General features: G+C 65.3%; 28 protein-coding genes. 18 read left to right on the forward strand and 10 right to left on the reverse strand.

Annotated elements, in window-relative coordinates:
• Positions 1-6: 6 nt before the first annotated feature.
• The 6 genes from ACLIJ1_RS05435 to ACLIJ1_RS05460 all read right to left on the reverse strand — a co-directional run bounded on the left by ACLIJ1_RS05435 (position 7) and on the right by ACLIJ1_RS05460 (position 5170).
• Positions 7-651: a GntR family transcriptional regulator gene (locus ACLIJ1_RS05435; RefSeq protein WP_411364448.1), complete on the reverse strand. Its 645-nt coding sequence runs from the start codon at positions 649-651 to the stop codon at positions 7-9.
• A gap of 9 nt (positions 652-660) precedes the next feature.
• A complete protein-coding gene (locus tag ACLIJ1_RS05440; RefSeq protein WP_411364449.1) occupies positions 661-2052 on the reverse strand; it encodes an aspartate aminotransferase family protein in 1392 nt (463 codons plus the stop codon).
• A 10-nt stretch (positions 2053-2062) separates the two neighbouring features.
• Positions 2063-3406: a glutamine synthetase family protein gene (locus ACLIJ1_RS05445; RefSeq protein WP_411364450.1), complete on the reverse strand. Its 1344-nt coding sequence runs from the start codon at positions 3404-3406 to the stop codon at positions 2063-2065.
• Positions 3407-3564: 158 nt separating this feature from the next.
• The gene (locus ACLIJ1_RS05450; RefSeq protein ID WP_411364451.1) at positions 3565-4344 is read right to left on the reverse strand and encodes a peptidylprolyl isomerase; all 780 of its coding nucleotides are present in this window, start codon (positions 4342-4344) and stop codon (positions 3565-3567) included.
• Positions 4341-4625 (reverse strand): BolA family protein, encoded by a 285-nt coding sequence (locus tag ACLIJ1_RS05455; RefSeq protein ID WP_411364452.1) that lies wholly within the window; start codon positions 4623-4625, stop codon positions 4341-4343. Before ACLIJ1_RS05455 ends, ACLIJ1_RS05450 begins: the two co-directional genes overlap by 4 nt.
• The gene (locus tag ACLIJ1_RS05460) at positions 4622-5170 is read right to left on the reverse strand and encodes a septation protein A (RefSeq protein ID WP_411364453.1); all 549 of its coding nucleotides are present in this window, start codon (positions 5168-5170) and stop codon (positions 4622-4624) included. The genes ACLIJ1_RS05455 and ACLIJ1_RS05460 overlap by 4 nt, the downstream gene beginning before the upstream one ends.
• A 160-nt stretch (positions 5171-5330) precedes the next feature.
• Between ACLIJ1_RS05460 and ACLIJ1_RS05465 the strand changes: the two genes are divergently transcribed.
• Positions 5331-5786, forward strand: a complete 456-nt coding sequence (locus tag ACLIJ1_RS05465) for a hypothetical protein (protein ID WP_411364454.1) — start codon at positions 5331-5333, stop codon at positions 5784-5786.
• 165 nt (positions 5787-5951) lie between these two features.
• Positions 5952-6458 (forward strand): hypothetical protein, encoded by a 507-nt coding sequence (locus ACLIJ1_RS05470; RefSeq protein WP_411364455.1) that lies wholly within the window; start codon positions 5952-5954, stop codon positions 6456-6458.
• Positions 6459-6515: 57 nt separating this feature from the next.
• On the opposite strand, the gene ACLIJ1_RS05475 is transcribed toward ACLIJ1_RS05470, so the two are convergent.
• Positions 6516-7652, reverse strand: coding sequence for an iron-containing alcohol dehydrogenase (locus ACLIJ1_RS05475; protein ID WP_411364456.1), 1137 nt, complete (start codon positions 7650-7652; stop codon positions 6516-6518).
• A gap of 120 nt (positions 7653-7772) precedes the next feature.
• On the opposite strand from ACLIJ1_RS05475, the gene ACLIJ1_RS05480 reads away from it, so the two are divergent.
• The 4 genes from ACLIJ1_RS05480 to ACLIJ1_RS05495 all read left to right on the forward strand — a co-directional run bounded on the left by ACLIJ1_RS05480 (position 7773) and on the right by ACLIJ1_RS05495 (position 12335).
• The gene (locus tag ACLIJ1_RS05480; RefSeq protein WP_411364457.1) at positions 7773-8750 is read left to right on the forward strand and encodes an alpha/beta hydrolase; all 978 of its coding nucleotides are present in this window, start codon (positions 7773-7775) and stop codon (positions 8748-8750) included.
• A 51-nt stretch (positions 8751-8801) separates the two neighbouring features.
• Complete coding sequence (locus ACLIJ1_RS05485; protein WP_411364458.1) at positions 8802-9521, forward strand: ZIP family metal transporter; 720 nt, start codon at positions 8802-8804, stop codon at positions 9519-9521.
• A gap of 34 nt (positions 9522-9555) precedes the next feature.
• Positions 9556-10422: a YbgC/FadM family acyl-CoA thioesterase gene (locus tag ACLIJ1_RS05490; protein ID WP_411364459.1), complete on the forward strand. Its 867-nt coding sequence runs from the start codon at positions 9556-9558 to the stop codon at positions 10420-10422.
• A 149-nt stretch (positions 10423-10571) separates the two neighbouring features.
• Positions 10572-12335, forward strand: a complete 1764-nt coding sequence (locus ACLIJ1_RS05495; protein ID WP_411364460.1) for a DUF1566 domain-containing protein — start codon at positions 10572-10574, stop codon at positions 12333-12335.
• 5 nt (positions 12336-12340) lie between these two features.
• On the opposite strand, the gene ACLIJ1_RS05500 is transcribed toward ACLIJ1_RS05495, so the two are convergent.
• Together ACLIJ1_RS05500 and ACLIJ1_RS05505 are read right to left on the reverse strand one after the other, a co-directional pair.
• Positions 12341-13189, reverse strand: a complete 849-nt coding sequence (locus tag ACLIJ1_RS05500) for an NRDE family protein (protein WP_411364461.1) — start codon at positions 13187-13189, stop codon at positions 12341-12343.
• A 20-nt stretch (positions 13190-13209) separates the two neighbouring features.
• Positions 13210-14145, reverse strand: coding sequence for a YgfZ/GcvT domain-containing protein (locus ACLIJ1_RS05505; protein WP_411364462.1), 936 nt, complete (start codon positions 14143-14145; stop codon positions 13210-13212).
• A 104-nt stretch (positions 14146-14249) separates the two neighbouring features.
• On the opposite strand from ACLIJ1_RS05505, the gene mltG reads away from it, so the two are divergent.
• The 8 genes from mltG to ACLIJ1_RS05545 all read left to right on the forward strand — a co-directional run bounded on the left by mltG (position 14250) and on the right by ACLIJ1_RS05545 (position 21064).
• Positions 14250-15260: an endolytic transglycosylase MltG gene (gene mltG / locus ACLIJ1_RS05510; protein WP_411364463.1), complete on the forward strand. Its 1011-nt coding sequence runs from the start codon at positions 14250-14252 to the stop codon at positions 15258-15260.
• Between the two features lie 7 nt (positions 15261-15267).
• The gene (gene tmk / locus ACLIJ1_RS05515; RefSeq protein ID WP_411364464.1) at positions 15268-15957 is read left to right on the forward strand and encodes a dTMP kinase; all 690 of its coding nucleotides are present in this window, start codon (positions 15268-15270) and stop codon (positions 15955-15957) included.
• Positions 15954-16988 (forward strand): DNA polymerase III subunit delta', encoded by a 1035-nt coding sequence (locus ACLIJ1_RS05520; RefSeq protein ID WP_411364465.1) that lies wholly within the window; start codon positions 15954-15956, stop codon positions 16986-16988. Before tmk ends, ACLIJ1_RS05520 begins: the two co-directional genes overlap by 4 nt.
• 43 nt (positions 16989-17031) lie before the next feature.
• On the forward strand, positions 17032-17403 hold the full coding sequence (locus tag ACLIJ1_RS05525) for a PilZ domain-containing protein (protein ID WP_411364466.1): 372 nt from the start codon (positions 17032-17034) through the stop codon (positions 17401-17403).
• A gap of 62 nt (positions 17404-17465) precedes the next feature.
• Positions 17466-18275, forward strand: coding sequence for a TatD family hydrolase (locus ACLIJ1_RS05530; protein ID WP_411364467.1), 810 nt, complete (start codon positions 17466-17468; stop codon positions 18273-18275).
• A 59-nt stretch (positions 18276-18334) separates the two neighbouring features.
• Entirely contained in the window at positions 18335-18946 is a 612-nt protein-coding gene (locus tag ACLIJ1_RS05535) for an ankyrin repeat domain-containing protein (RefSeq protein WP_411364468.1), read from the forward strand.
• 104 nt (positions 18947-19050) lie between these two features.
• A complete protein-coding gene (locus ACLIJ1_RS05540; protein WP_411364469.1) occupies positions 19051-19539 on the forward strand; it encodes a tripartite tricarboxylate transporter TctB family protein in 489 nt (162 codons plus the stop codon).
• A gap of 13 nt (positions 19540-19552) precedes the next feature.
• Positions 19553-21064: a tripartite tricarboxylate transporter permease gene (locus ACLIJ1_RS05545; RefSeq protein WP_411364470.1), complete on the forward strand. Its 1512-nt coding sequence runs from the start codon at positions 19553-19555 to the stop codon at positions 21062-21064.
• Positions 21065-21138: 74 nt separating this feature from the next.
• On the opposite strand, the gene ACLIJ1_RS05550 is transcribed toward ACLIJ1_RS05545, so the two are convergent.
• Complete coding sequence (locus ACLIJ1_RS05550; RefSeq protein WP_411364471.1) at positions 21139-21579, reverse strand: hypothetical protein; 441 nt, start codon at positions 21577-21579, stop codon at positions 21139-21141.
• A 360-nt stretch (positions 21580-21939) separates the two neighbouring features.
• On the opposite strand from ACLIJ1_RS05550, the gene ACLIJ1_RS05555 reads away from it, so the two are divergent.
• From ACLIJ1_RS05555 to ACLIJ1_RS05570, 4 genes are read left to right on the forward strand one after another with little or no spacing between them, the layout of a single operon-like run.
• The gene (locus ACLIJ1_RS05555) at positions 21940-22809 is read left to right on the forward strand and encodes a transporter substrate-binding domain-containing protein (RefSeq protein WP_411364472.1); all 870 of its coding nucleotides are present in this window, start codon (positions 21940-21942) and stop codon (positions 22807-22809) included.
• Between the two features lie 28 nt (positions 22810-22837).
• A complete protein-coding gene (locus ACLIJ1_RS05560) occupies positions 22838-23539 on the forward strand; it encodes an ABC transporter permease (RefSeq protein ID WP_411364473.1) in 702 nt (233 codons plus the stop codon).
• Positions 23539-24255, forward strand: a complete 717-nt coding sequence (locus tag ACLIJ1_RS05565) for an ABC transporter permease (protein WP_411364474.1) — start codon at positions 23539-23541, stop codon at positions 24253-24255. Before ACLIJ1_RS05560 ends, ACLIJ1_RS05565 begins: the two co-directional genes overlap by 1 nt.
• 21 nt (positions 24256-24276) lie before the next feature.
• Complete coding sequence (locus tag ACLIJ1_RS05570) at positions 24277-25398, forward strand: succinylglutamate desuccinylase/aspartoacylase family protein (RefSeq protein ID WP_411364475.1); 1122 nt, start codon at positions 24277-24279, stop codon at positions 25396-25398.
• Positions 25399-25400 lie beyond the last annotated feature (2 nt).

Consider the following 25400-nt stretch of genomic DNA (forward strand, 5'->3'; position numbering starts at 1 on the left):
GCCGGATCAGGCGCAAAACGGTCGCAGAAACTGCGCCGCCACGAACAGGTCCTTCTCGATCGCGCGCCGCACGCCGGCGCTGTCGCGCAGCCGCAGCGCCATGACGGCGTCTTCGTGAGCGTCGTTGATCACACGCAGCGATGCCGGCACTTCAAAGAGCTTGTTGGACAGCGGCCCGACCTTGAGCCAGACGGTCTCGATCAGAGCGAGCAGGGTGGGCGAGGCGGCGGCCTGGTACAGACGCAGGTGGAACAGTTCGTTGGCGTCGAGGTAGCCCTTGGCGTCGTTGGTCCGGAGCGCGTCGCGCATCTGCTGCTCCAGCGCCAGCAGTTCGGTCACGCCGGCGGCGTCCAGACGGTGCGCGCCGCGTTCGGCGGCCTCGCCTTCGAGCAGCATCCGGGTCTGAAGCACATCGTCAAACTCGGCCAGCGAGAGCCGGGGCACCTGCATGCCGGCGTGCGGCACGTTGACCAGCGCACCCTCTGCCGCCAGCCGCTGCAGGGCAGCGCGCACCGGCATGACGCCTGCCCCCAGTTGCTGGGCGATGGCGTGGATCTTGAGGCGCTCACCCGGGAGGAACTTGCCCACCGTGACCCATTGCCGCAGTTGCGCGTAGGTCTGGTCCTGCTGGGTCGGGGCGGGCGTTTTCATGTCAGCGTGTCAACGTTCGGGCGTGATGGCGGCCAGAACCTCATCAAGTGCACCGAGCAACTGGGCCACATCGTCCACGGTCGTCCCCGGGCAGACCAGCATCATGTTGTGGAAGGGAGTGATCATGACGCCGCGGTTGAGCAGGCCGAGGTGGATCAGGTGCTCCAGCTCGCCGTCGAGGATGCGGTCGGCCTCGCTGCCGTTCTTCGGTGGCGCGGGGCAGAACTGGAACTCGGTGCGCGCGCCGACCTGGGTCACGCACCAGGGCAGGCCGTGGTGGCCGATCACGGTGCGAAGGCCGGCGGCCAGGTGTTCGGCCAGCGCCAGCATCTGGCCGTAGGCCTCGGGTGTCATGACTTCGGTGAGGGCGGCGCGCATCGCGGCCATGGCCAGCATGTTGCCGGTGAGCGTGGTGCCGATGCCGCTGTGGCCGGGCGGGGCATCCCGTTTGGCTTTCTCCGCACGGGCTGCGAGGTCGGCGCTCATGCCGTAGACCGCACATGGCACGCCGCCGCCGACCGGTTTGCCCAGCACCAGGGCGTCGGCCTCGATGCCGTGCGCGCGGGCATAGCCGCCAGGGCCGGTGCTGATGGTGTGGGTCTCGTCCATCACCAGCAGCGTGCCGTGGCGGCGGATGATTTTCTGCGCCGCGTCCCAGAACCCGGGCTCGGGCAGCACCATGCCGATGTTGGTCATCACCGGTTCGGCCAGCACGCAGGCGACGTCGCCCGTCGACAGAGCAGCGTCAAGGGCGGCGAGGTCGTTGAACTCGACCACCGCCGTGTGGTCCAGCAGGTTGTGCACCTGCCCGAGCAGGCTGTCGCGTTGCACCGGTTGGCCGTTGACCAGGTCGACGAAGACGTCTTCGATGGTGCCGTGGTAGCAGCCGTTGAACACCAGGATCTTCTGGCGCCCTGTGGCGGCACGGATCCAGCGCACGATGTAGCGGTTGGCGTCGGTGGCGCTCATCGCGAACTGCCATACCGGCAGGCCGAAGCGCTGCGCCAGCTGTTCGCCGACCACGGCAGCGTCTTCGGTCGCCAGCATGGTGGTGTAGCCGCGGGTCGCCTGCCGCGAGACGGCGGCTGCCACCGGCGCGGGGGAATGCCCGAACATGGCACCGGTGTCGCCCAGGCAGAAGTCGGTCAGGACGTGGCCATCGACGTCGGTGACCATGGCGCCGCTGGCGTGGTCAACGTGCAGGGCAAACGGCGTGCCCCAGTCGTTCATCCAGTGCAGCGGCACGCCGAACAACAGGTGTTCGCGGGCCCGGTCGGCCAGGCGGGAGGACTGCGGGTTGGCGTCGGCGAAGCGTTCGCGTTCTTTCGAGAGGAAGTCGAGCGCGCGCAGCCAGTCCAGGCCTAACCGGCCAGGACGTTGGGTGGTGGTCGGGCTGTTCATTGGCGCCTCCTCAGACCAGCAGCAGCAGGTGTTCGCGCTCCCAGGAGCTGATCACGCGGTTGTACGTCGAGTACTCCACCTCCTTGACGGCGAGGAAGGCGTCAATGAAGGCCCCGCCCAGCACGTCGCGCAGCGCCTCGCACTCGCGCATGCGGCGGATCGAGTCTTCCATGTGGCCGGGCAGCTCCTGGTCGCGGTCCCAGGCGCTGGTTTTCATGGGCTCGGTCGGCTGGCGCTTCTCGACCATGCCCAGATAGCCGGCGGCCAGCGTGGCGGCCATGGCGAGATAGGGGTTCACGTCGACGCCCGGCACGCGGTTCTCCAGCCGGCGGTTGGCGGCGTCGGACTCGGGCACGCGAATGCCGCAGGTGCGGTTGTCGTAACCCCACTGCACATTGATCGGCGCCGACATGTAGCGCGAGAGGCGGCGGTAGGAGTTGACGTAGGGCGCCAGCATCGGCATCACCTGCGGCACATAGCGCTGCAGGCCGGCGATGTAGTGGCGGAAGGCTGGGGTCACCGCGCCGTCGTCGTCGCTGAAGATGTTGCGGCCGGTGGCCCGGTCGAGGATGCTCTGGTGGATGTGCATCGCGCTGCCGGGCTCGGCCTCCATCGGCTTGGCCATGAAGGTGGCGAAGATGCCGTGGCGCAGGGCGGTTTCGCGCACCGTGCGCTTGAACAGGAACACCCGGTCGGCGAGGTCCATCGCGTCGCCGTGGGTGAAGTTGATCTCCATCTGGCCGGCGCCGGCTTCGTGGATCAGGGTCTCGACGCCCAGGCGGTGCACCTCGCAGAAGCGCGAAAGCTCCAGGAAGAAGGGGTCGAAGTCGTTGACCGCGTCGATCGAGTACGACTGGCGGCCGGCCTCGGGCTTGCCGGTGCGGCCCAGCGGCGGCTGCAGCGGCTCGTGCGGGTTCTGGTGCCGCGCGACCAGATAGAACTCCATTTCGGGGGCAACGACCGGCTGCCAGCCCTGTGCGTCGTACAACGCCAGCACCCGGCGCAGCACACAGCGTGGCGACAGCGCGACCGGTGAACCGTCGAACTCCTCACAGTCGTGGATGATCACCGCGACCTGTTCGGCCGCCCACGGCACCATGCGCGCGGTCGACATGTCGGGCACGCAGACCATGTCCGGGTCTGTATCGCCGACAAACGCGGCGTTGTCGGGTTGCTGCCCGTTGACAGTGTTTAGCAGCACGCTCTTGGGCAGGCGCATGTGCCCGGAGTTGAGGAACAGGTCCTTGGGCAGGATCTTGCCGCGCGCGATCCCGGTCATGTCAGGGATCACGCACTCAACCTCGTGAATGCGGTGCTCGGCCAGAAAGGCGCGAATGTCGGTGGGGTCGTTCATGGTTAGATTTGATCAAATAGATGTCGCATTGTGGCATCCAAGAGATTTATTTGGAATATTTGATCAAATCCAATTAACCGCGCACGGACAGATCCATTGCCGTTGGGCCAAAAAAAAGCGCGGACGGTGCCGCGCTTTTTGCCGGTAAGAAGCGACCCTTACTGGATCTTGGCCTTCTCGCGCAGGCTCTTCTGGAACTCGGCCAGCTTCTGCTGCTGCATCTGCTGGGCGATCTGCGGCTTGAGTTCTTCGAAGCTGGGCAGCTTGGCCTGGCGCACATCGTCGACGCGGATGATGTGGTAGCCGAACTGGCTCTTGACCGGGGCCTCGGTCATCTGGCCCTTGTCCAGCTTGATCATGGCTTCGGAGAACTCGGTCACGTAGCTGGCGGCATTGGCCCAGTCGAGGTCGCCACCGTTGGCGCCGGATCCGGGGTCCTTGGACTTGGCCTTGGCCTGGTCTTCGAACTTGGCGCCGCCCTTGATGGCCGCGATGATGGCCTTGGCTTCGTCTTCCTTCTCGACCAGGATGTGGCGGGCGCGGTATTCCTTGCCACCGTTGGCCGCCGTGAACTTGTCGTATTCGGCCTTGAGCACCGCGTCGGAGACGGGGTTCTTCTTCTGGTAGTCGGCAAACAGCGCGCGGATCAGGATGGTCTGGCGAGCCAGTTCCATCTGGTTCTTGTAGTCGTCGGTGGCAGCAATGCCGCGCTTCTGGGCTTCCTGCACGAACACTTCACGCAGGATGACTTCTTCCTTGATCTGGGCACGGGTCGCGTCGTCGACCGGGCGGCCGGAGGCGGCGATCTGCTGTTCCAGCACGGTCAGGCGCGAGGTGGGCACGGCCTTGCCGTTGACGATGGCGACGTTCTGCGCGAAAGCCAGCGGGGCGGCTGCAATCAGGGTGGCTGCGGTCAGTGCCGACAGGGAGAACTTCATGGTGTGTTTCCGTGGTGGATTTCGATGGCCAGCGCATGGAGGCCGGCGTCGGTGAAATGGCGCAGCGCATCATACACAAGGCGATGCTGCGCCACGCGGCTTTTGCCCGCGAAGGAAGGGGCGGCGATGCGGACCCGGAAATGGGTGCCAAAACCCTGGCCGTTGGCCCCGGCGTGACCGGCGTGGGCCGCACTTTCGTCGAGCACTTCGAGGTGGCTGGGCGTCAGCGCGGTCTGCAGGGCCTCGCGCAGCGCATCGGCGGTCGCAACCACCGCGCTCACGAGCCGGCTCCCGGTTCGCTGTCGCCCTTGAGGTACCGGGCGATGTACAGGCCTTGGCCGACGATGAAGACCACCGGGAAGATGTAACCCCAGAGCTTGAAGTTGACCCAGTCTTCGGTCGAGTAGTTGGCCGCGACGTAGCCGTTGATGGTGGCCATGAAGGCGAAGTAGGCGACCCAGATCACGGTCAGCCGCGCCCAGACGGCTTCGGGCAGGCTGAGCTGGCTTCCCAGCAGGATCTGCAGGAAATTCTTCTTCCAGATCCAGAGCGCGGCGGCCAGCACGATGGCCATGCTCGCGTACAGCACCGTGGGCTTCCACTTGATGAAGCGCTCGTCGTGCAACGCCAGGGTCAGGGCGCCGAAGATCAGGATCAGTGCCAGCGTGGCCTTCTGCATGGTCTGCAGCTTGCGGTCGATGGCGTAAATGATCCCGGTCTGCACCACGGTGGCTGCCATCAGCACGGCGGTGGCGGTGTAGATGTCGCCGAGCTTGTAGGAGCCGACAAAGAGCGCGATGGGGAAAAAATCGATCAGGAAACGCATGGGGACGGATTATCGGCGGTGTTGTGCAGACGGTCTGAGGCAGGTCGGGTATCAAGGTTCCCGGCGTACTTGCCGATATCCCTTTGATGCGTCGTCTGCGTGCTGGCACCAGCCGAGCAGGCCCTGTACCGAACTTCCTCAGCCCATCCAGGTGAACACCATGAACGACGACGAACAGTTTGAGAGCTTCAAAGTGTCTTTGGCAGATTTCATCGGTCAGACCAGTGCGCTGGTGGACCGCGTGCTGACGGACGAGACACACAAATCTCACCTGGCGCCACTGGTGCCCTGGATCAGTGAGGTCATGACAGCGTCGATGGACCGGGCGCTGATCGAGCAGGTCGGACTGGCGTACTGGTCGCGCATGGGCATGACCTCGACCTCGACGCCCGCCCGGCTGAAGATTCTGGAGATGGACGGGCTCTCGGAAGCGATCCGCAACAGTCTGCAGCAGGACGATGAGGCCGACAGCGAAGCCAGCTTTGCGCAAACCCATCTGCTCAGCGTGTGCAGCCTGGCCGTGGGCAGTCTGCTGGATGCGATCGGAGAAATGTTCCCGCTGGTGCGAGGCATCCTGCGTTCGACCCAAGACGCCATCGACGTGGCACGAAGCTGATCACGGAAGGGCGGCGGATTCGCCCGCAATCCGAAATATCTCTGTAACAGTCATTGACGCCTGCGCTGCTCAGGCAAAATCGCTCCCCGAGCCAGGCCGCCAGACTCAGGCGACCTTTTCACCGCCAGTTGGCTTTTCAAACCGCCCTTTGAAGGAAACCCTCCGATGACGATGCTTCCCCGATTCAAGCTGATGGCCGCGACCCTCGCCGTGGCAGCCCTGGCCACCGCCTGCGGTGGCAGTGACGGTGGTCCCGCCCTGGCCGGAGACACCTCCGGCGACGTCGTGGCACGCTACATCGGTACCTGGGAATCGGACTGCTATTCGGACAGCGGCGCTTCGGCCAAGCTGCGCGCCGACTTCACCAAGACCTCGCCCACCAGCTTCACCGGCAACGTGATCGCCTACGGCTACCTCGGCACTTCGTGCTCCGGCCCCGTGGTCAAGGACAAGAAGGTCCTGACCAACATGTCGATGAACCACGACGGCACCAAGGACATTGCCGGTGTGACCGCCGACAAGTTCTCAGGCGCTTCCGACCAGGGCAACGGCAAGGTCTTGCTGTACGCCGCTGGCGACGTGCTGCAGATCGGTGATCCCGACGCAGCCAAGGACGGCGAGGGCTACCCGGAAGCCTTCCTGGACAGCAAGTACACGGTCAAGCGCAAGTAAGCGGCCAGCCTGTTTGCACAAAGAGCCCGTCCGGTCCGCCGGTCGGGCTCTTTTTCTTTACATCGAGGCCAGCAGCATGGCGCGGTAGTCGTCCGGCGTGGCGATGCGCGGGTTGGTCTTGTGGCAATGGTCGGCCATGGCGCCCGCGATCATCTTGTCGAACAGGTCTTCGGTCACGCCCATGGCCGCCAGCCCGGTTGGCAGGCCCAGCCGGGCGTTCATGTCCTTGATGGCTTCGGGCAGGTCGCTGCCACCGGCCAGCCCCATGGCCTGCGCCATACGCTCCAGCCGCCGCTCCTTCTTCATGGAGTCGGCTTCCGCGTTGAAGCGGATCACCGCGGGCAGGAACATGGCGTTGAGGGTGCCGTGGTGCAGCCGCGGGTTGACGCCTCCCAGGCTGTGGCTGAGCGAGTGCACGCAGCCCAGACCTTTCTGGAACGCCATCGCACCCTGCATCGAGGCGCTCATCATGTTCAGGCGTGCCTCGCGGTCGCTGCCGTCGCGGGTGGCGCGCTCGATGTGTGCCCAGCCACGCTGCAGGCCGTCCAGCGCAATGCCATCGGCCGGCGGGTTGAACGGCGGCGCCATGAAGGTTTCCATGCAGTGCGCGATCGCGTCCATGCCCGTCGCGGCGGTCAGCATCGGTGGCAGGCCCAGGGTCAGCTCGGGGTCGAGGATGGCGGTCTTGGGCACCAGGTGCCAGCTGTGGAAGCCCAGCTTGCGGCCGTCGTCGACGATCACGATGGCACCGCGCGCGACTTCGCTGCCGGTGCCGGCGGTGGTCGGGATGGCGATCAGCGGTGGCACGGCGGTCGTGATCTTGGGCGAGCCGCCCTCGATGGTGGCGTAGGTCTTGAGCGGACCTTCGTGCGTGGCAGCGATGGCGACGCCCTTGGCACAGTCGATGGCGCTGCCGCCGCCCAGCGCGATCAGGCCGTCGCAGTCTTGTGCTTTGTAGATGCCGACAGCGGCGCGGACGGCGGCTTCGGTCGGGTTGGACGGCGTCTGGTCGAACACCGCCGGATGCAGGCCGAGCAGGGCGGCCAGCGCCTTGTCCAGCAGACCGACCGCCTTGACGCCCGCGTCGGTCACGATCAGCGGGCGGCGGATGCCGACCCGTTCGCACTCGGCCGGCAGTTGCGCGAGTGCGCCGAAGTCGATCAGGATGTTGGTGATGTAGAGAATCTGGGCCATGGCTTGTCTCGTTCTGGTGGGGGTGGGTTCCGGCTGGAAAACTATACGGCCCGCGGTGGCAACGGCCTATGTCGCCGCCATGTCCAAGGGTCGCCCAAAAGACAGCCACAATCCCGCTCCATGTCGCACCACCCGAATCCCCGTTCCCTGCTGACGACCCAGATGCGCGGCGTGCTCGACCGCATCGCGCGCGCCGGGCATCCGCCCATGCACGCGCTGTCCCCCGACCAGGCCAAGCGCGCCTACGAGGCCGGCGCCGGGGTGCTGGACATGGCGCCACACAAGCTGGCGCGGGTCGAGGATCTGTTGATTCCCGCACGCGACGGTTTTCAGATTCCGGCCCGCTTGTACGCGCCGGCGTCGGAGCAGCCGTTGCCGGTGCTGATGTATCTGCACGGCGGAGGCTTCACGGTCGGCAGCGTCGCCACGCACGAGCCGCTTTGCCGCCACCTGGCCCATCTGTCGCATTGCGCCGTGGTTTCGGTCGACTACCGGCTGGCGCCCGAATGGAAGTTTCCGACCGCGGTGCACGACGCCTGGGACAGCCTGGTGTGGCTCGGCGAACAGGCCAGCGCGCTGCGGCTGGACGGCACGCGGCTGGCGGTCGGCGGCGACAGTGCTGGCGGCACCCTGGCCTCGGTCACGGCCATCGCCGCGCGCGACGCAGGACTACCCCTGTCGTTGCAACTGTTGTTCTATCCCGGCACCGCCGGTCACCAGGACACGCCCTCGCACAAGACCTTCGCCGACGGCTTCCTGCTCGAAGAACCGCACATCAGCTACTTCTTCGGCCAGTACCTGCGCAGCGCCGCCGACCGCGACGACTGGCGCTTTGCACCGCTGGACGGGGTCGACGAGAGCGGCCACGTGCGCGAACTCGACGGTGTGGCACCGGCCTGGATCGGGCTTGCCGAGTGCGACTGCCTGACCGACGAAGGCGTGATGTACGCCGACCGGCTGCGCATGGCCGGTGTGCCGGTCGACCTGGAAATCTATGCGGGCGTGGTGCACGGCTTCATCCAGTTCGGCCGCGCGATCCCGCAGGCGATGACGGCCCACAACGACGCGGCGCGGGCGCTGCGCCACGCCTTCGGGTGATCAGGCCGCTGGCTAAGGCGCGGTTAATGCCGCGCGGCTAGGGTGTCCGGGATGAACAGCCACCAACTCCTGACCATGACCGTCCCTGCGGTGGTTGCCACTGTGGGTGGCGTGATCGCCGCCCTCTGGAACCCTTCGCACCAGTTTCGCAGCCTTGTCCAGCACTTCGCGGCCGGCGTGATCCTGGCGGCGCTCGCGGTGGAGCTGCTGCCCGACATCGCCAGCGAACATGCGAGCGCTGGCGTCGTGATTGGCTCGTTCGCCCTGGGCAGCCTGTTCATGTACGGGCTCAAGCTCTGGACCCTGCGGCTGGAACACGCCTCGGAAGCGGGCCACGCGGCGCAAGGCCTCGGCATGGGCCTGCTGCTGGCGACCTTCATCGATGTGGCGACCGACGGCTTCATCATTGGCGCCGGTTTTGCCGCCAATGGCGAGGCCGGGACCATCCTGGCGCTGGGCCTGTCGGTCGAGCTGCTTTTCCTGGGGCTGGCGCTTGCCTCGGACACGGTCAAGGGTTGGCGGGTGATCGGCCTGTCGGCCGCGCTCGGACTTACCGTGCTGCTGTTCGCGGCGCTGGGCAGCGTGTGGCTGGCGGGCGCATCGCAGCAGTTGATCGGTGGCGTGCTCGCGTTCAGTGCGGCAGCGTTGCTGTATCTGGTCACCGAAGAGTTGCTGATGGAAGCGCACACGGTGGAAGAAAAGCCGATCTCTACCCTGGTGCTGTTTGCCGGCTTCCTGGCCTTCTGGAGCATCCAGCTGGCCGCGAAATAATCCGGGCTTTGCCGCCCACGACGGAGCACAAGACATGACGCTCAAGCGATCCGACTTCCGTTTCTTCCACCGCCTGCGCGTGCGCTGGGCCGAGGTGGACATGCAGAAGATCGTCTTCAACGCCCACTACCTGATGTACTTCGACACCGCGATCGCCGACTACTGGCGCGCGATGGCGCTGCCCTACGAGCAGGCGATGCACCAGCTCGACGGTGACCTGTATGTGGTCAAGGCGACGGTCGAGTTCCATGCGTCGGCACGGGTCGACGACCAGATCGAGGTGGCGATGAAATGCAGCCGCATCGGCACCTCGTCCATGACCTTCACCGGCGCGATCTTCCGGGGCGACGAACACCTGATTTCCGGCGAGATCGTCTACGTTTTCGCCGATCCGGCCACGCAGACCTCGCGCCCGGTGCCGCAGGCCTTGCGCGACATCGTGCAGGGCTACGAGGCCGGCGAGTCGATGGCCATGGTGCAGGTCGGCGACTGGGCCACTCTGGGCGCGGACGCCAGCAATGTGCGCACGGCCGTGTTTGTCGAAGAGCAGCGCATCCCCAAGGACCTGGAACACGATGCGGCCGACCTGGACGCCGTGCACGCCATGGCGCGCAACCGGCTGCGACAGCCGGTGGCCACCGGTCGTCTGATTCCGACTGGCACACCGGGCGTGTCGCAGATCGGCCGGCTGGCGGTGAATCGCGTGTTGCGGGGCGGATCGCTGGGTACCCAGGTCTTGCAGGCCCTGGTCGACGCCGCCCGTGCCAGGGGCGACCATGAGGTCATGCTGCACGCGCAGCGAAGCGCGATCGGTTTCTATGACCGGCTGGGCTGGCAACGCCGCGGCGAAGCGTTCGAGGAAGCCGGCATTTCCCACCAGGAGCTGTTCCTCGCGATTTGATTCAAACGGCGTTCTTTCCCCGATGCGGGAAAAGCCATTGGGGATGGCGAATTCAGATCGGCAACGGATGGAATTTCTTCTGACATTTGCTTGAGACACTCCGCCAGGAGTTCGGGACTTGTATGCGCCATACAATTTCCCTCAGAACAATGAAACTCAAGGGCGGAAACATGCGGATGAAAGAATCTTGGCGCCTGCTGGTGTTGGTCGGTGCGGCGCTTGTGAGCGGATGCGGTGGGAGCGACAGAGCAACCACCGAAACACCTGCCAACGGATCCACTACAACGGCCTTCTCCGCAAAAGCGCCCGCCGACCTGGAACATGCAGGCGCCCAGCTGAACCTTGCGGAGTTGACCCGGGCCTCCCAGCGAGCGGCTCCTGGGAACGCCAGAAGTTTTGGACATGCGAAGGCGTTCTCAAGCCCGACGGTCAATGTCTTCCGGTTCTTCAATCGGACTACTGGCGCACATTTCTACACCAGCAGCGAGTCGGAAAAAGCCACGGTACAGGCAACCAATCCCCTGTTTGCCTACGAAGGGGTGGCCTTCGTTGCGGGAACCACCAACGCCGGTGGCCTGAGTCCGGTTTACCGCTTTTACAACCAGCTTACCGGGGTGCATTTCTACACCATCAGCGAAGATGAGAAGTCCTTTGTTCAAGCCAATCGGCCTGAGATGCTGTTCGAGGGGGTCGCGTATTACGCGAGCATGGTCGGCGGCAAGGGACTGGTGCCGCTGAACCGCTTCTACCAGTCCAGCAAAGGGTTTCACTTCTACACGAACAGCGAAGCCGAGACTGCGCGTGTGCGGAAATCGCTCCCGCAGTATCACTACGAGGGGGCCAGCTACTACGTGTCCGGGCCCGAGGTGGCAGTGACCCATACTGCAATGACCGAGGACGACTGCTACGAAGCCGGAAGTGACACCTTGGTGAGTTGCTCCAGCGCGGGAGCCCTGGCGCTCAGCCCCCATCAGGACGGGCATCGTTCCAACTACAACCGGATGGCGTTCAGCGAGTTGACACCAGGGGGCGATGGCGCCGGATACCTTCCACGCGATTGCATCACAGACGAAGTCACGGGTCTTGTCTGGGAAGGTTTCGGTGCCCACGGCGATGTCGAGTGGGCGGTGTACACCAACTTCCTGAATCCTTTGCTGGGCGACGTCAACGCCTACAACAACGCCGCCGCCTATGTGGGCCGCATCAATGCCTTAGCCCTCTGTGGCTATAGCGACTGGCGCATGCCTGACATCAACGAGGTGGGCAACCTCGTCTCGCACAACGGAGCGGTGGCCCGTCAGCCGGAGCCCTACGGCTGGACTTCCGTCCCTTTTGCGCCCGACACCCGCCAGGCTTGGGCGTTCACCGGTTCTGATGGGGGCATGGTGGCTCAGCCTTTTGGGCAGGACAATTTGCGATACGTTGCCCCGCTGGTTCGGGGAGCGCCTGCTGCTGCACGAAGCCAGTCGTGCCCCTCATCGACAAGCAGGTTCGTGCCGAACGGATCTGAAGCGCTGGACACCGAAAGCGGCCTGACGTGGTCGCGCTGCAGCGTCGGGCAGACGTGGAGCGGCAGTACCTGTGTCGGGGACGCGAGCCTGTTGACGCACGAAGAGGCTCTCGCCATGGCGCCGGACGGGTGGCGCTTGCCCAACGCGAAGGAACTGGCCAGCCTGGTGGACTGGGGCTGCAGCGTTCCGGCCATCGACAGAACCGTCTTTCCCGCGACCACTCCAGCTCCTTATTGGTCCAGCACCCCCTGGAAGGTCTATCCGCACACGGGTCATTTCAGCCCCCCGGCCCCGGTCAATACGAGCACCGCACTGGCGGTGGACTTCTACTACGGGGCGACAGACTCCTACCCACGCGCTACCCGCAGGCTGCCGCTGCGGTGGGTGCGTCTGGGAAGCTGAGCCTGTCAGATGCGCATCGTCGCAAGCTCGCGGCGATGCCCCTGTGAACCCCATCGCTGCGGCAAGGCCTCGCTGCAGCCATGGGTCCATTCGTCGATGAAGACCTGCAGCAGTCCGGAGCTGCTTTGCGGGAAGATCTGAATCACCGAACTGCTTCGGGTTCCATATCCCCTGGAGACCATGTCCACAAACGGGCTGGACAGGGCTGCCTCGATATCCCTTGGAACGCCTGTTGACGGAAGGTGTTCGTCGCTCGCAATGTCGCTGGAGCGCAGCGCGCTCGTCAGGTGGTACATCCGGCGATCAGTGTCCACGCATCCAAGTGCTTTCGCCATCGCCGCCTTGAGGTGCTCTGTCTTTGGCCAAGGTGTGTCCATTGCTGCATTCGACAGCCCGTAGACGCCGGGCAACAGGCGCTGGCTGTACAACGGCATGGCGGTTTCGGCGTGGGGTTGCGCCGGGTTGCGGTTGGTGATCCACGCCCAGAAACCGGTGCTGATGTCCCCGACCACGAGGTTGAAACCACCGTAGTCGGCAGGATCAATCCCTGCCAGCAAACCTGTCCAGTCGGTGCCTGCTGAAAGCCAGCGCGTCGTCAGCTCACCGCGGCTGCGTCGGCCTGGGCCCAGGTGGGCGCTGCGCACATTGGTCAACATCGCCACCCTACCGCCTTCGCTCACGCCGAGCCACGTGCCTCCATCGCGCAGGTCGCGGCCCGCGAACACGGCTGTGCCGTCCGGGAGAGCCCAGCGGTGCAGTGGCGCGGTCGGCCGTTCAAAGAACTCGTCGCGGTTGGCGGCCAGCAGAAGCGGGCAGTGTGGATCGGCGCCAATGGCAAAGGCGATCAGGCACATGCCGACCAGCGCCTCTGCGCTCAGACATCCGCAAGGAGGGTGTAGGGCAGGGGCTGCAGCGTCAGCTGCGGACCATCGCCAGCACCCAGGTGCAGGTTGCCACCCTCGGTCGCACTGATCTGCATCGAAACCATGGCGTTCCAGCCCCCATGGGGCGAGGCCGCGGCGGCCACGACGGTGCCGCAAGGCTGCGTCGGATCGCTGTCATGGAACACTTCCTGTCCGGCCTGCATCGGCGCATCGCCTTGCACCGGGAAGGCGCGGCGCTTGAGCGTGCCACGGAACTGGCTGCGCGCCACGACTTCCTGGCCGGGGTAGCAGCCTTTCTTGAAATTGACGCCGCCGACCGACTCCAGGTTGATCATCTGCGGCACGAAGGCTTCGACCACCGGCTGGCTCAGCAGCGGCACACCAGCAACCACGTCCAGCCAGTCCCAGGTCGCGGTATCCAGTGCAGGGCCGGAAGGCAGTGCGGCGTCGGCCGGCGCCACCCACAGCGCACGGGCCACGCCGCCCGCCGGGTACAGGCGCACGACCTGTGCACCGTCGGCGTCGAGCTTGGCCCAGGGGCCAGCTGGCAGTGCGGCCGGGACCGCGTCACCCACCAGGCCACGCAACTGGAACTCGGCGCTGGCGTCGCTGAGCTTGGCCTTGGCGCGCAACACGAACATGGACAGGCGCTTGAGCGTGGCGGGCAGCAGGTCGGCGTGGCAGACCAGCAGGATCTCGTCGTGCGAGCGCTTGAAGCCGATGAAGCTGGCCAGCAGCCGGCCCTTGGCCGAGCAGAAGCCGGCCAACCGCGCTTCCGACAGGCCCAGCAGCGAAAAGTCCTGCGTGAGCTGACCGTGCAGAAACTTCGCGGCCTCCTCGCCCTGCGCGCGGATCACGCCCAGGCGGGGCAGGGCGGCGACGCCATGGAGGGTGTTCGGATCGGTGGGTGCGAAGATGGTTGGCATGGTCGGAGGCAGGGGTCGGGGGCGCCTGGGTGGGGGTGTTCGGTCGATTATCATGCGCCGTCCCTCGACGCGTACCCCGCGTTGCCAAGTCCTACCCTCCCGCTGTGAAACGTCTTTTTTCCTGGCTCCTGCTGGTTTCCCTGTTGCTGGCCGGCCTGGGTGGCGCAGGGGTTTGGTGGTGGCTCGACCAGCCGCTGGGCCTGCCGGCGCAGACCACGGCCGAGGCGCCATTGGAAGTGCAGATCCCCGCAGGTTCTTCGGCCAGAGGCGTCGCTGCGGCATTCACCGGCGCCGGCGTGCAGACCCCGCCGCTGCTGCTGCAGGCCTGGTTCCGTTTCTCTGGCCGTGCCCGCGAAATCAAGGCAGGCACTTACGCTCTCAAGCCCGGCGCCACGCCGCGCAGCCTGCTGGAGCAACTGGTCAAGGGAGAGCAGGCGCTGCGCAGCCTGACCCTGCTCGAAGGGTGGAATTTCCGCGAACTGATGGCGGCGGTGCGCGCCTCGCCCAATCTGACCCAGGACCTCGAAGGCCTGGATGGGCCGGCCGTGATGGCGCGCATCGGTTTCGCCGGCCAACACCCCGAAGGGCGGTTTTTCCCTGATACCTACCGCATGGTGCGCCAGGCCACGGCCTCCAGCGTGCTGCGGCAGGCGGCGCTGGCAATGGAGCAACGGCTGGCGCTGGCATGGTCGCAGCGCGATCCGTCGACGCCGCTACGGTCGGCCGACGAGGCCCTGGTCCTGGCCAGCATTGTCGAAAAGGAAACGGGCGCGGAAGCCGATCGGGCGATGGTGGGCGGCGTGTTCGCCAACCGGCTGCGCATCGGCATGCGCCTGCAAACCGATCCGACCGTGATCTACGGCCTGGGCGAACGCTTCGACGGCAACCTGCGCCGCGCCGACCTGCTGGCCGACACGCCCTACAACAGCTACACCCGCGCCGGCCTGCCGCCGACGCCGATCGCCATGCCAGGCTGGGCCTCGCTGATGGCGGCGGTGCGGCCAGCCGACACCCGGGCGCTGTATTTCGTGGCGCGCGGCGACGGCAGCAGCCAGTTCAGCGCCACGCTGGACGAGCACAATGCGGCGGTGCGGCGGTTCCAGCTGCAGAAATGATCTCCCCATGAGCGACACCAGCGTTTCCCGCGGACTCTTCATCAGCTTTGAAGGCATCGACGGCGCCGGCAAGTCGACCCACATCGAGGGCCTGGCCAAGGCCTTCCGCGAGCAGGGTCGCACCGTGACGCTGACGCGCGAACCCGGCGGCACACCGCTGGCCGAGAAGCTGCGGGCGATGGTGCTGGGCGATGCCATGGATCCGCTGACCGAGTCGCTGCTGGTGTTTGCGGCTCGCCGCGACCACCTGACGACGGTGATCGAGCCGGCCCTGGCGCGTGGCGAGGTGGTGCTCTGCGACCGCTTCACCGACGCGACTTTCGCGTACCAGGGCGGCGGGCGCGGCTTCAACCTCGACATCCTCTCGACGCTGGAGGCTTGGGTGCAGTCCACACCCGCTGTCGCCAGCGACGCTCTGCGCCAGCCCGACCTGACGGTCTGGTTCGACCTGGCGCCCGAGACCGCAGCCGCGCGCCTGGCCGATGCGCGTGCGCCCGACCGCTTCGAAGCCCAGCCGCTGGAATTTTTCCGCCGCGTGGTGGGCGGTTATGCCGCCCGGGCAGCCGCTGATCCACAGCGCTTTGCCCGCATTCAGGCCGACCAGAGCCGGCACCAGGTCTGGCAGCAGCTGACGGCGACCTTCGTGCGTCGCGGCTGGCTGTCGATCATGGTCGCCGCCAACAGCGGACCGAAATGAGCGATACCCCCATCGAAGCCCCCTGGCTGGCCCGCCAGCGCGAGCGCCTGCTGGCGCAACGTGGTCACGCCTGGCTGCTGCAGGGTCCCAGCGGGCTCGGTCAATACATACTGGGCCTGTCGCTGGCGCAAGCCTGGCTGTGTCAGCAACCCACCGCGCAGGGCGCCTGCGGCGTCTGCGACAGCTGCCACCTCATCGGCAGCCGCTCGCACCCCGACCTGGTCGTGCTGATGCCCGAGACCGAGATGCTCGAACGCGGCTGGCCGCTGTCCGAATCAGCCCAGAAGGAAGTGGACGACAAAAAGCGCAAGCCCAGCAAGGAAATCCGGGTAGAGGCCATGCGCGACATGGTCGGCTTCGCGCAGCGCACCAGCGCCCGCGGTCGTGGCACGGCGGTGCTTGTCTATCCGGCCGAGCGCATGAACACGGTGACCGCCAACGCCCTGCTCAAGACGCTGGAAGAACCGGCGGGCGACACCCGCTTCGTGCTCGCCAGCGAGTCGGCCCACCAACTGCTGCCGACCATCCGCAGCCGTTGCCAGTCGCATGTGCTGACCTGGCCGTCGGAAGACGAAGCGCTGGCCTGGCTCCAGAACAGTGCACGCGCAGCGGGCCTGCGCGATTCCGGTGCCGACGAAGCAAGGGTCTGGCTGCAGGCTGCCGGCGGGCGACCAGAAGATGCGCTGGACTGGGCGCGCGCCGGACTGACCGCCGCGCGCTGGTCGCAGCTGCCGCAGGCCTTGGTCAAGGGCGACTGGTCGATGCTGGACGGCTGGCCGGCGGCGGCACAGCTGGCCACGCTGCAGAAGCTTTGTCACGACCTGATGGCGGTGGCTGCCGGCGCTTCGCCGCGCTTCTTCAGCGCCGCCAGTCTGCCGCCGGCGCCCCGCTGGGGTGTGCTGGCGCGCTGGTCCAAGGCGCTGATGGAAGCGGCGCGCACGGTCGAGCATCCTTACAACGCCGGCCTGATGCAGGAAGCCTGGGTCGCTGCGACGCGACAGGTGCTCACGCGCACGGCCGCACGGGGCTGATTGGCCCCATGCGCCTCCACGTTTGCCGCTAAACTTGCCGGCCATGAGTACCAGCCCCGCCGCTTCACCTGCTTCGTCACGCCCGAGCGTGATCCAGCTCTCCATCAAGGAAAAAGCGGCGCTTTACGCGGCCTACATCCCCCTGTTCACCGAAGGCGGCATCTTCATCCCGTCGTCGCGCGACTACCGCATCGGCGACGATGTCTATGTGCTGCTGAGCCTGCCCGACGACCCGCAGCGTTATCCGGTGGCCGGCAAGGTCGCCTGGGTCACCCCGGCCAAGGCACAGGGCGGCCGCACGCAGGGCGTGGGCATCCGGTTCCCGGCGGACGAGAAGTCCAAACAGCTCAAGCACAAGATCGAAGAGATCCTGGGTTCCGCGCTGGCCTCCGACAAGCCGACCCAGACCATCTGACCGCATCGTCGGTCTGACACGGCGCAGGGCCTTGTTGCATTGCGCCGTTTTTCTTCTTTCGCATGTTCACCGACTCCCACTGCCACCTGAGTTTTCCCGAGCTGTCGGCCAACCTGCCCGACATCCTGAACGCCATGTCGCAGGCGCAGGTCGACCGTGCGCTGTGCATCTGCACCACGCTGGAAGAATTCGAGGCGGTGCATGCGCTGTCCCGTGACCATGCCAATCTCTGGTCGACGGTGGGTGTGCATCCCGACAACGAGGGGGTGACCGAGCCTTCGATGGACGACCTGCTGCAGCGTGCAGCGCTGCCCCGCGTGGTCGGCATCGGCGAGACCGGGCTGGACTACTACCGTCTCAACGGGCGCAGCGTCGCCGACATGGAATGGCAGCGCGAGCGTTTCCGCGTCCACATCCGCGCCGGTCGCCAGACCGACCTTCCGCTGGTGATTCACACCCGCAGTGCTTCCGACGACACACTGGCGATCCTGAAGGAAGAGGGCGGATTCGCCGGTGGTGGCGCCCAGGTCGTGTCGCGCGGCGTGTTCCATTGCTTCACCGAGACCGAAGCGGTGGCCCGGGCAGCGCTGGATCTGGACTTCATGATCTCGTTTTCGGGCATCCTGACCTTCCGTAATGCGGCCGACCTGCGTGAGGTGGCGCGTTTTGTGCCGTTGGACCGGATGCTCATCGAGACGGACAGCCCCTATCTGGCCCCGGTGCCTTATCGTGGCAAAACCAACAACCCGTCGTTCGTGCCGTTCGTGGCCAGGCAGATCGCCGAGATCAAGGGTCTGGCGGTGGAAGCCGTGGCGAAGGCCACAAGCGAGAACTTCGACAGGCTGTTCAACAGGGTGGTTTCAAGTTCATGAAAAACCTTAAAAACTTCAAAAACCATATTGTTTTCAGTATGGTTTTTCTTTTTTGTGGCTTGAGCAACGCAGGTTCGTTCGACGACTACTTCAAGGCGGCCAAGCTGGACGACGAGTCGGCGATGGTGGGGCTGGCACTGCGGGGGTTTGACCTCAACACCCGCGACGAAAGCGGGGACCCGGGCCTGACCATCGCCCTGCGCGAGGGCTCGCTCAAGGTCGCCAGCTTTCTGCTGACCCAACGATCGGTCAAGGTGGAGCTGCGCAATGAAGCGGGCGAAAGTCCATTGATGATCGCGGCCATCAAGGGGCACCTGGAGATTGCGAAGAGCCTGATCCGGCGCGGTGCTGAGGTCAACAAGCCGGGCTGGACGCCGCTGCACTACGCGGCCTCACGGCCGGAGCCCGACAGCCTGGAGATGGTGCGTCTGCTGCTGGAGCGCCACGCCTACATCGATGCCGAGTCGCCGAACAAGACGACGCCGCTGATGATGGCCGCCATGTATGGACACCCCGATGTGGTGCGCCTGCTGGTGGAAGAGGGGGCCGATCCGTCGCTGCGCAACCAGCAGGGACTGACTGCGGTCGACTTCGCTCGCCGCGCCGACCGGCAGGATCTGGCCGACCTGATCGCTGCGCGGCTGCGCAACGTGCGCCCCGGATCGCGCTGACACCGCTGTGGTGCCGCCACGCCGCAGCGTAGGTGTAACCCACATGAATTACGTGCGGAATGACACGCAGAATCCCCAGTGTTCCAACAATGAGGAGACGTGTTGTGGCTATCGCCAGTCAAAAAGACTTTTTCTCCGGGCTGATGTTCACGGCGGTCGGCGCCAGCTTCGCCTGGGGCGCCACCAGCTTTGAAGTCGGTACAGCCGCCAAGATGGGGCCGGGGTATTTCCCGCTCATGCTCGGCGTCCTGCTGGCCATCCTTGGCCTGATCGTCACGGTCCGTTCCCTGTCCAAGGGTGGGCCAGGGGGCGACAAGATTGGTGCTTTCGCATGGCGCCCGCTGTGCTTCGTGCTGGGCGCCAATCTGGCATTCGGCGCGCTGCTGGTGGGGGTGCCTGCACTGGGCTTCCCCGCGTTCGGCCTGATCGTGGCGATCTATGCGCTGGTGATTGTCGCCAGCCTGGCCCAGCCCGGGTTCCAGCTCAAGTCGACGTTGATCCTGGCGACGATTCTGGCGATCGGCAGCTACCTGGCCTTCGTGAAGCTGCTGAGCCTGCAGTTTCCGGTGTGGCCGTCTTTCCTGACCAACTGAGCCCGGAGCGAACATGGATCTCATCAACAACCTGTCGCTGGGTTTTGGCGTCGCTTTCACGCTGCAGAATCTTCTGTACGCCTTCGTCGGCTGCCTGCTGGGTACGCTGATCGGCGTGCTGCCCGGCATCGGTCCGGTCGCCACCATCGCCATGCTGCTGCCCGCCACCTACGGCCTGCCGCCGGTCGCGGCGCTGATCATGCTGGCCGGTATCTATTACGGCGCCCAGTACGGTGGTTCGACCACCGCCATTCTGGTCAACCTGCCGGGCGAGTCGTCGTCGGTGGTGACGGTGATCGACGGCTACCAGATGGCGCGCAAGGGCAGGGCAGGCCCTGCGCTGGCTGCCGCCGGTCTTGGTTCGTTCTTTGCCGGGTGCGTGGGCACACTGATCCTGGCAGCGTTCGCTCCTCCATTGACCGAGCTGGCGCTGAACTTCGGCCCGGCCGAGTACTTCTCGCTGATGGTGGTGGGCCTGATCGGTGCCGTGGTGCTGGCTTCGGGTTCTCTGGTCAAGGCACTGGCGATGATTCTGCTGGGTCTGCTGCTCGGGCTGGTCGGGACGGACGTCAACTCCGGCGTGGCACGGTTCAGTTTCGACATCCCGGAACTGACCGACGGCATCAGCTTCATCGTGATCGCGATGGGCGTGTTTGGCTACGGAGAGATCATCCACAACCTGTCGACGCCGGAAGAGCACCGCGAAGTGTTCACCGGCAAGGTGGACGGCATCATGCCGAGCAAGGAAGACTTCAAGAACATGATTCCGGCCGTGCTGCGCGGCACGGCGCTGGGCTCGGCACTGGGTATCCTGCCCGGTGGTGGTGCACTGCTGTCGGCCTTCGCGGCCTACACGATCGAAAAGAAGACCAAGCTCAAGCCCGGCGAAGTGCCGTTTGGCCAGGGCAACATCCGCGGTGTGGCCGCGCCAGAATCGGCCAACAACGCCGGTTCGCAGACCTCGTTCATTCCGCTGCTGACGCTGGGCATTCCACCCAACGCCGTGATGGCGCTGATGGTGGGTGCCATGACCATCCACAACATCCAGCCTGGCCCGCAGGTCATGACCAGCAACCCCGAACTGTTCTGGGGCCTGATCGCCTCGATGTGGATCGGCAACCTGATGCTGGTGGTTCTGAACCTGCCGCTGATCGGCATCTGGATCAAGCTCCTGACCGTGCCGTACCGCTGGCTGTACCCGGCCATCCTGCTGTTCTGTGCGATCGGCGTCTATTCGACCAACAACAACAGCTTCGACATCTGGATGGTCGCGATCTTCGGTCTGGTCGGCTACCTGTTCATCAAACTGGGTTGCGAGCCAGCACCTTTGTTGCTGGGCCTGATCCTGGGTCCGATGATGGAAGAGTATCTGCGTCGCGCGCTGCTGATCTCTCGCGGCAGCTGGTCCGTGTTCGTGACCCGTCCGCTGTCCGCTTCATTGCTGGCGGTGGCGGTCGTCCTGCTGGTGATCGTGTTGTTGCCGTCGATCAGCAAGAAGCGCGAGGAAGCTTTCGTGGAGGACTGAGGTTTCATGCCGATGTCCGAAACCCCGGTCTGGTGTCAACCTGGCCGGGGTTTTTTTCTGGAGTCAGCAGCGCATCATTCGCGTGTCAGGGTGATGCGCCCGTTGCGTGTCGAGGCAGGCAGCCCGGGGCATTGGGTGGCGAGCCTGCAGGAGCCTCGCATCTGTTCATCGAACAAGGTCACAAAGCAGTTCACCTTGACCTCGCAACTGTTGCGCACCTGGGCAAACGAAAACGCGAGGTCGTATCCGAACACTGTGCCCTCGAGCGGCTGGCTTCCGTATTCGTTTTCAACGGCTCCAGTGACCAGCTCGCCGTCCTGCTGAAGTTGAAGTGCGCCAATGATCAGGTCGCCTGAACTGACCCAAGCACCAGACAGGTCTACCGGAGCGTCGGGGCTTGGCGCCGTTGGTGTGCTGTCCTGTTCTTTTTCTGAGCCGCCTCCGCAACCGCCCAGAAGCCCAAGACAAAGCACCCCTGCAAACAGCCACCTTGCGTCCATTTTCGATGTGCTCATGTGGGGCTCGACTGGTTTGATGGGTTGGCTGATCGCTCTGTGCTGGAGCAGCGGCATGGCGCCAAGCAGGATACAGGACGCCGCTGTCTGTCCTGGTTCAGCGGTGGATGGCGGTCTGTGACGTCCGTACATTTGTTTCTACTGAATGTTCCACGATGTATATTATGTTAACTAATAGGAGCCATTGCTTCGAGCGCGCACCGTGCGGCCCGAATGTTGCTCTGACCCACGTCAGACCGGCCGGCGCATCCGGGGAAACACCAGCTTGGTGCACCGGGCAATTGGACTGCCCAGACCTACAATGTTGCCCACCGGCGGGAGTCCAATCCGGCCACCCCTTTCAACCTTTCAAGGACACTCATGAAGCATCTGTTCCTGTCCCTCAGCCTCATCGGCGCCGCCAGCCTGGTTGGTTGCGGCAAGACCGAAACGCCCGCACCAGCGGCGCCTGCTGCACCGGCACCCGCCGCGGCCGCACCCGCAGCAGCACCCGCACCGGCCAGCCAATGGCCGGAACTGCGCGTCGCCATCGACCCGACCTACAAGCCCTTCACCTATAAGACCGACGCAGGCGAACCCGCCGGCTTCGACGTCGACGTGGCCAAGGCGCTGTGCGACCAGCTCAAGAGCAAGTGCGTGTTCGTCGAGCAAGCCTGGGACGGCATGATCCCGGGCCTGCAGGCAAAGAAGTACGACGCGATCATCTCGTCGATGTCCATCACCGAAGAACGCAAGCAGGCCGTGGACTTCACCGGCAAGTACTACAACACGCCGTCGTGCGTGGTGGTCAAGACCGACCTGAAGCTGGGCGCCGAAGCGGCTGGCTTCAAGGGCAAGAAGATCGGTGTGCTGAAGGCTTCCACGCAAGAGAAATACGCCATGGGCGAACTCAAGCCCGCAGGCGCCACGATCGTTCCCTACGACGCGCAGGACCAGGTCTATCTGGACATCAAGTCCGGCCGCCTGGACGGCACCGTGGCCGACGTGGTGGAAGTCAATGGCGGTTTCCTGTCCACCCCGGACGGCAAGGCCTACAGCTGCGCCGGAACCCGCATTCCGGTGGAATTCGACGCCAAGTACTTCGGCAACGGCGCCGGCGTGGCCATCCGCAAGGAAGACACCGCCCTGCGCGACGCGCTGAACTCCGCCATCAAGGCCATCCGTGACAACGGCAAGTGGAAGGAACTGGCCGACAAGCACGTTCCTGGCGTGGACATCTGGGGTTCCTGATCCCCTGGGCTGACTTGCGCGAGCGCCGATGACGACCTACCTGATCAACATCCTCCAGGGCCTTCTGGTCACCATCGGCGTCTCGCTGGGCGCCCTCGTTGTTGCCGCCGCGCTCGGCCTCGCCGGCGCGGCTGCCAAACTCTCCCCTTATCGCTGGCTCAACTGGGTCGGCGATATCTATTCCACCGTGATCCGGGGTGTCCCGGATCTGGTCTGGATGCTGCTGCTGTATTTCGGCGGGCAGATCCTGGTCAACGACATCGCCGAGAAGCTGGGCTACCGCAGCGGTCCCCAGATCAATCCCTTCGTGGCTGGTGTGCTGACCATCGGTTTCGTGTACGGCGCGTACATGACCGAAACCTTCCGTGGCGCGATCATGAGCGTGCCCAAAGGCCAGTCCGAAGCCGGCTGGGCATTTGGCATGAGCCGCTTCTACACCTTCCGGCGCATGGTGCTGCCGCAGATGGTGCGCTTTGCGCTGCCGAGCTTCACCAACAACTGGCTGGTGCTGCTCAAGGCGACGGCGCTGGTCTCGGTGATCGGTCTGGCCGACATCACCAACCTGGCCAAGCAGGCCGGGGCGGCCGCCCGCGGGCAGATCCCGGGCGCGGCCATCATCTTCATGGCGTTTGCCGGTTTCCTCTATCTCCTGATTTCGTCTGTCAGCCTGTATCTCCTGCGCAAGGCCGAAACCCGCTACTCGGTGGGCGTGAAGCGGGGAGATTTCTGATGGACAAGTTCGCGATCATCTTCCAGCCGCAGAACCTGCAGCTGTACTGGACCGGTTTTCTCGCGACGATGGAGCTGCTGGCGATCAGCCTGGTGGCCGGTGGCCTGCTGACCTTGCCGCTGACCCTGATGCGGGTCTCGCGCAACCGCTGGGTGTCGACACCGGTCTGGCTGTTCACCTATGTGGTGCGTGGCACGCCGCTGCTGATCCAGGTCTATTTCATCTACTACGGCATCGCCCAGCTCGAATGGGTGCAGAAACTGTGGGACACCGTCTGGCCCTGGACGCTGTTCAAGGACCCGTTCTTTTGCGCCGTCGCAGCTTTCTCGCTCAATACCTGTGCCTACACGGTCGAGATGCTGGCCGGTGCGATCAAGGAAACCCCTGCGGGCGAGATCGAGGCCGCACAGGCTGCCGGCTACGGCAAATGGAACATGATGTTCCGTCTGGTGCTGCCCAGCGCACTGCGCCGCACCCTGCCCGGCTACTCCAACGAAGTCGTGATGATGCTGCATGCGACCTCGCTGGCGAGCGTGGTGCCAGCGTTGTACGACCTGACCAACGCGGCCTACGCCATCTACAAGACCTACTACCTGGCCTTCCAGCCGTTCATCGTGGTGGCGGTGCTGTATTTCATCCTGACCTTTGCCCTGGTCTACGTGTTCCGGCTGCTGGAGAGGCGCTTCCTCGCCTACATGCGCCCGCGCACGAACTGATTCCGTTTCTCTCCCTTCCGGATGCGACAGCTCCATCACCCCCTGCTTTCTCCGTCGCTGGGCACCCAGCGCCAGATCACCAGCCTGCACTTCGGTCAGGCCGCCAACGGTCGCAAGGCCTACATCCAGTCCAGCCTGCACGCCGACGAGCTGCCCGGCATGCTGACCGCGCACAAGCTGCGCGGCTTGCTGGAAGCCGCCGAAGCCCGCGGTGAAGTGCCGGGCGAGGTGGTGCTGGTGCCGGTCTGCAACCCGATTGGCCTGGACCAGGGTCTGATGCACCACCAGGTCGGCCGCTTCGAGCTGCTGTCCATGGAGAACTTCAACCGGAACTACCCGGACTTCTTCAACCTGGTCAAGGAGCGGATCGCTCCCCAGCTGACCCAGGACGCCGAAACCAACAAGGGCATCGTGCGCGCTGCCATGCACGCGGTGCTGCAGGAGCAGGCGGTCACCACCGAACTGGAACACCAGCGCCAGGTGCTGATGACGCTGTCGTGCGACGCCGATGTGGTGCTGGACCTTCACTGCGATTTCGAGGCGATCCTGCACATGTACGTTGAGCAGCCGATGCTGCCGCTGATGGAGCCCCTGGCCCGCCTGCTGGGCGCGCAGACGGTGCTGTGGGCACGCGGCTCCGGGCCGTCGATCTCGTTCGATGAAGCGCTGTCCGGCCCGTGGTGGCGGCTGCGCGACCACTTTGCCGACCGTGCACCGATCCCGCTGGGCTGTGCCAGCACCACGGTCGAACTGCGCGGCCAGACCGATGTGTCGGACGCGCTCGCCAAACAGGACGCGCAGGCCATCATGGGCTACCTGCACCATGTGGGCGTGCTCGCCGGCCCGGCCCCTGCCCTGCCCGAGGCTCTGTGCGAACCTACACCGCTGGCCGGCACCGAATCCCTGCACGCGCCGCACCCGGGCGTGGTCGACTTCATCGCCAACGTGGGCGAGCGGGTGGCCGCCAACCAGTTGCTGGCGCGCATCGTCGACCCGCTGACGCCGCGTGAAACCGACATCCGCAGCAGCATCGACGGCACCGTCTACGCCCGCCACAACCTGCGCTGGGCCACGGCGGGCATGGAAGTCTGCCGCGTCGCCGGCAGCACCCCGATCCGCTTTGGCAACCTGCTGAGCCCCTGAAT

It is taken from the genome of Hydrogenophaga sp. RWCD_12 (assembly GCF_046604225.1).
GTDB lineage: Bacteria > Pseudomonadota > Gammaproteobacteria > Burkholderiales > Burkholderiaceae_C > Hydrogenophaga.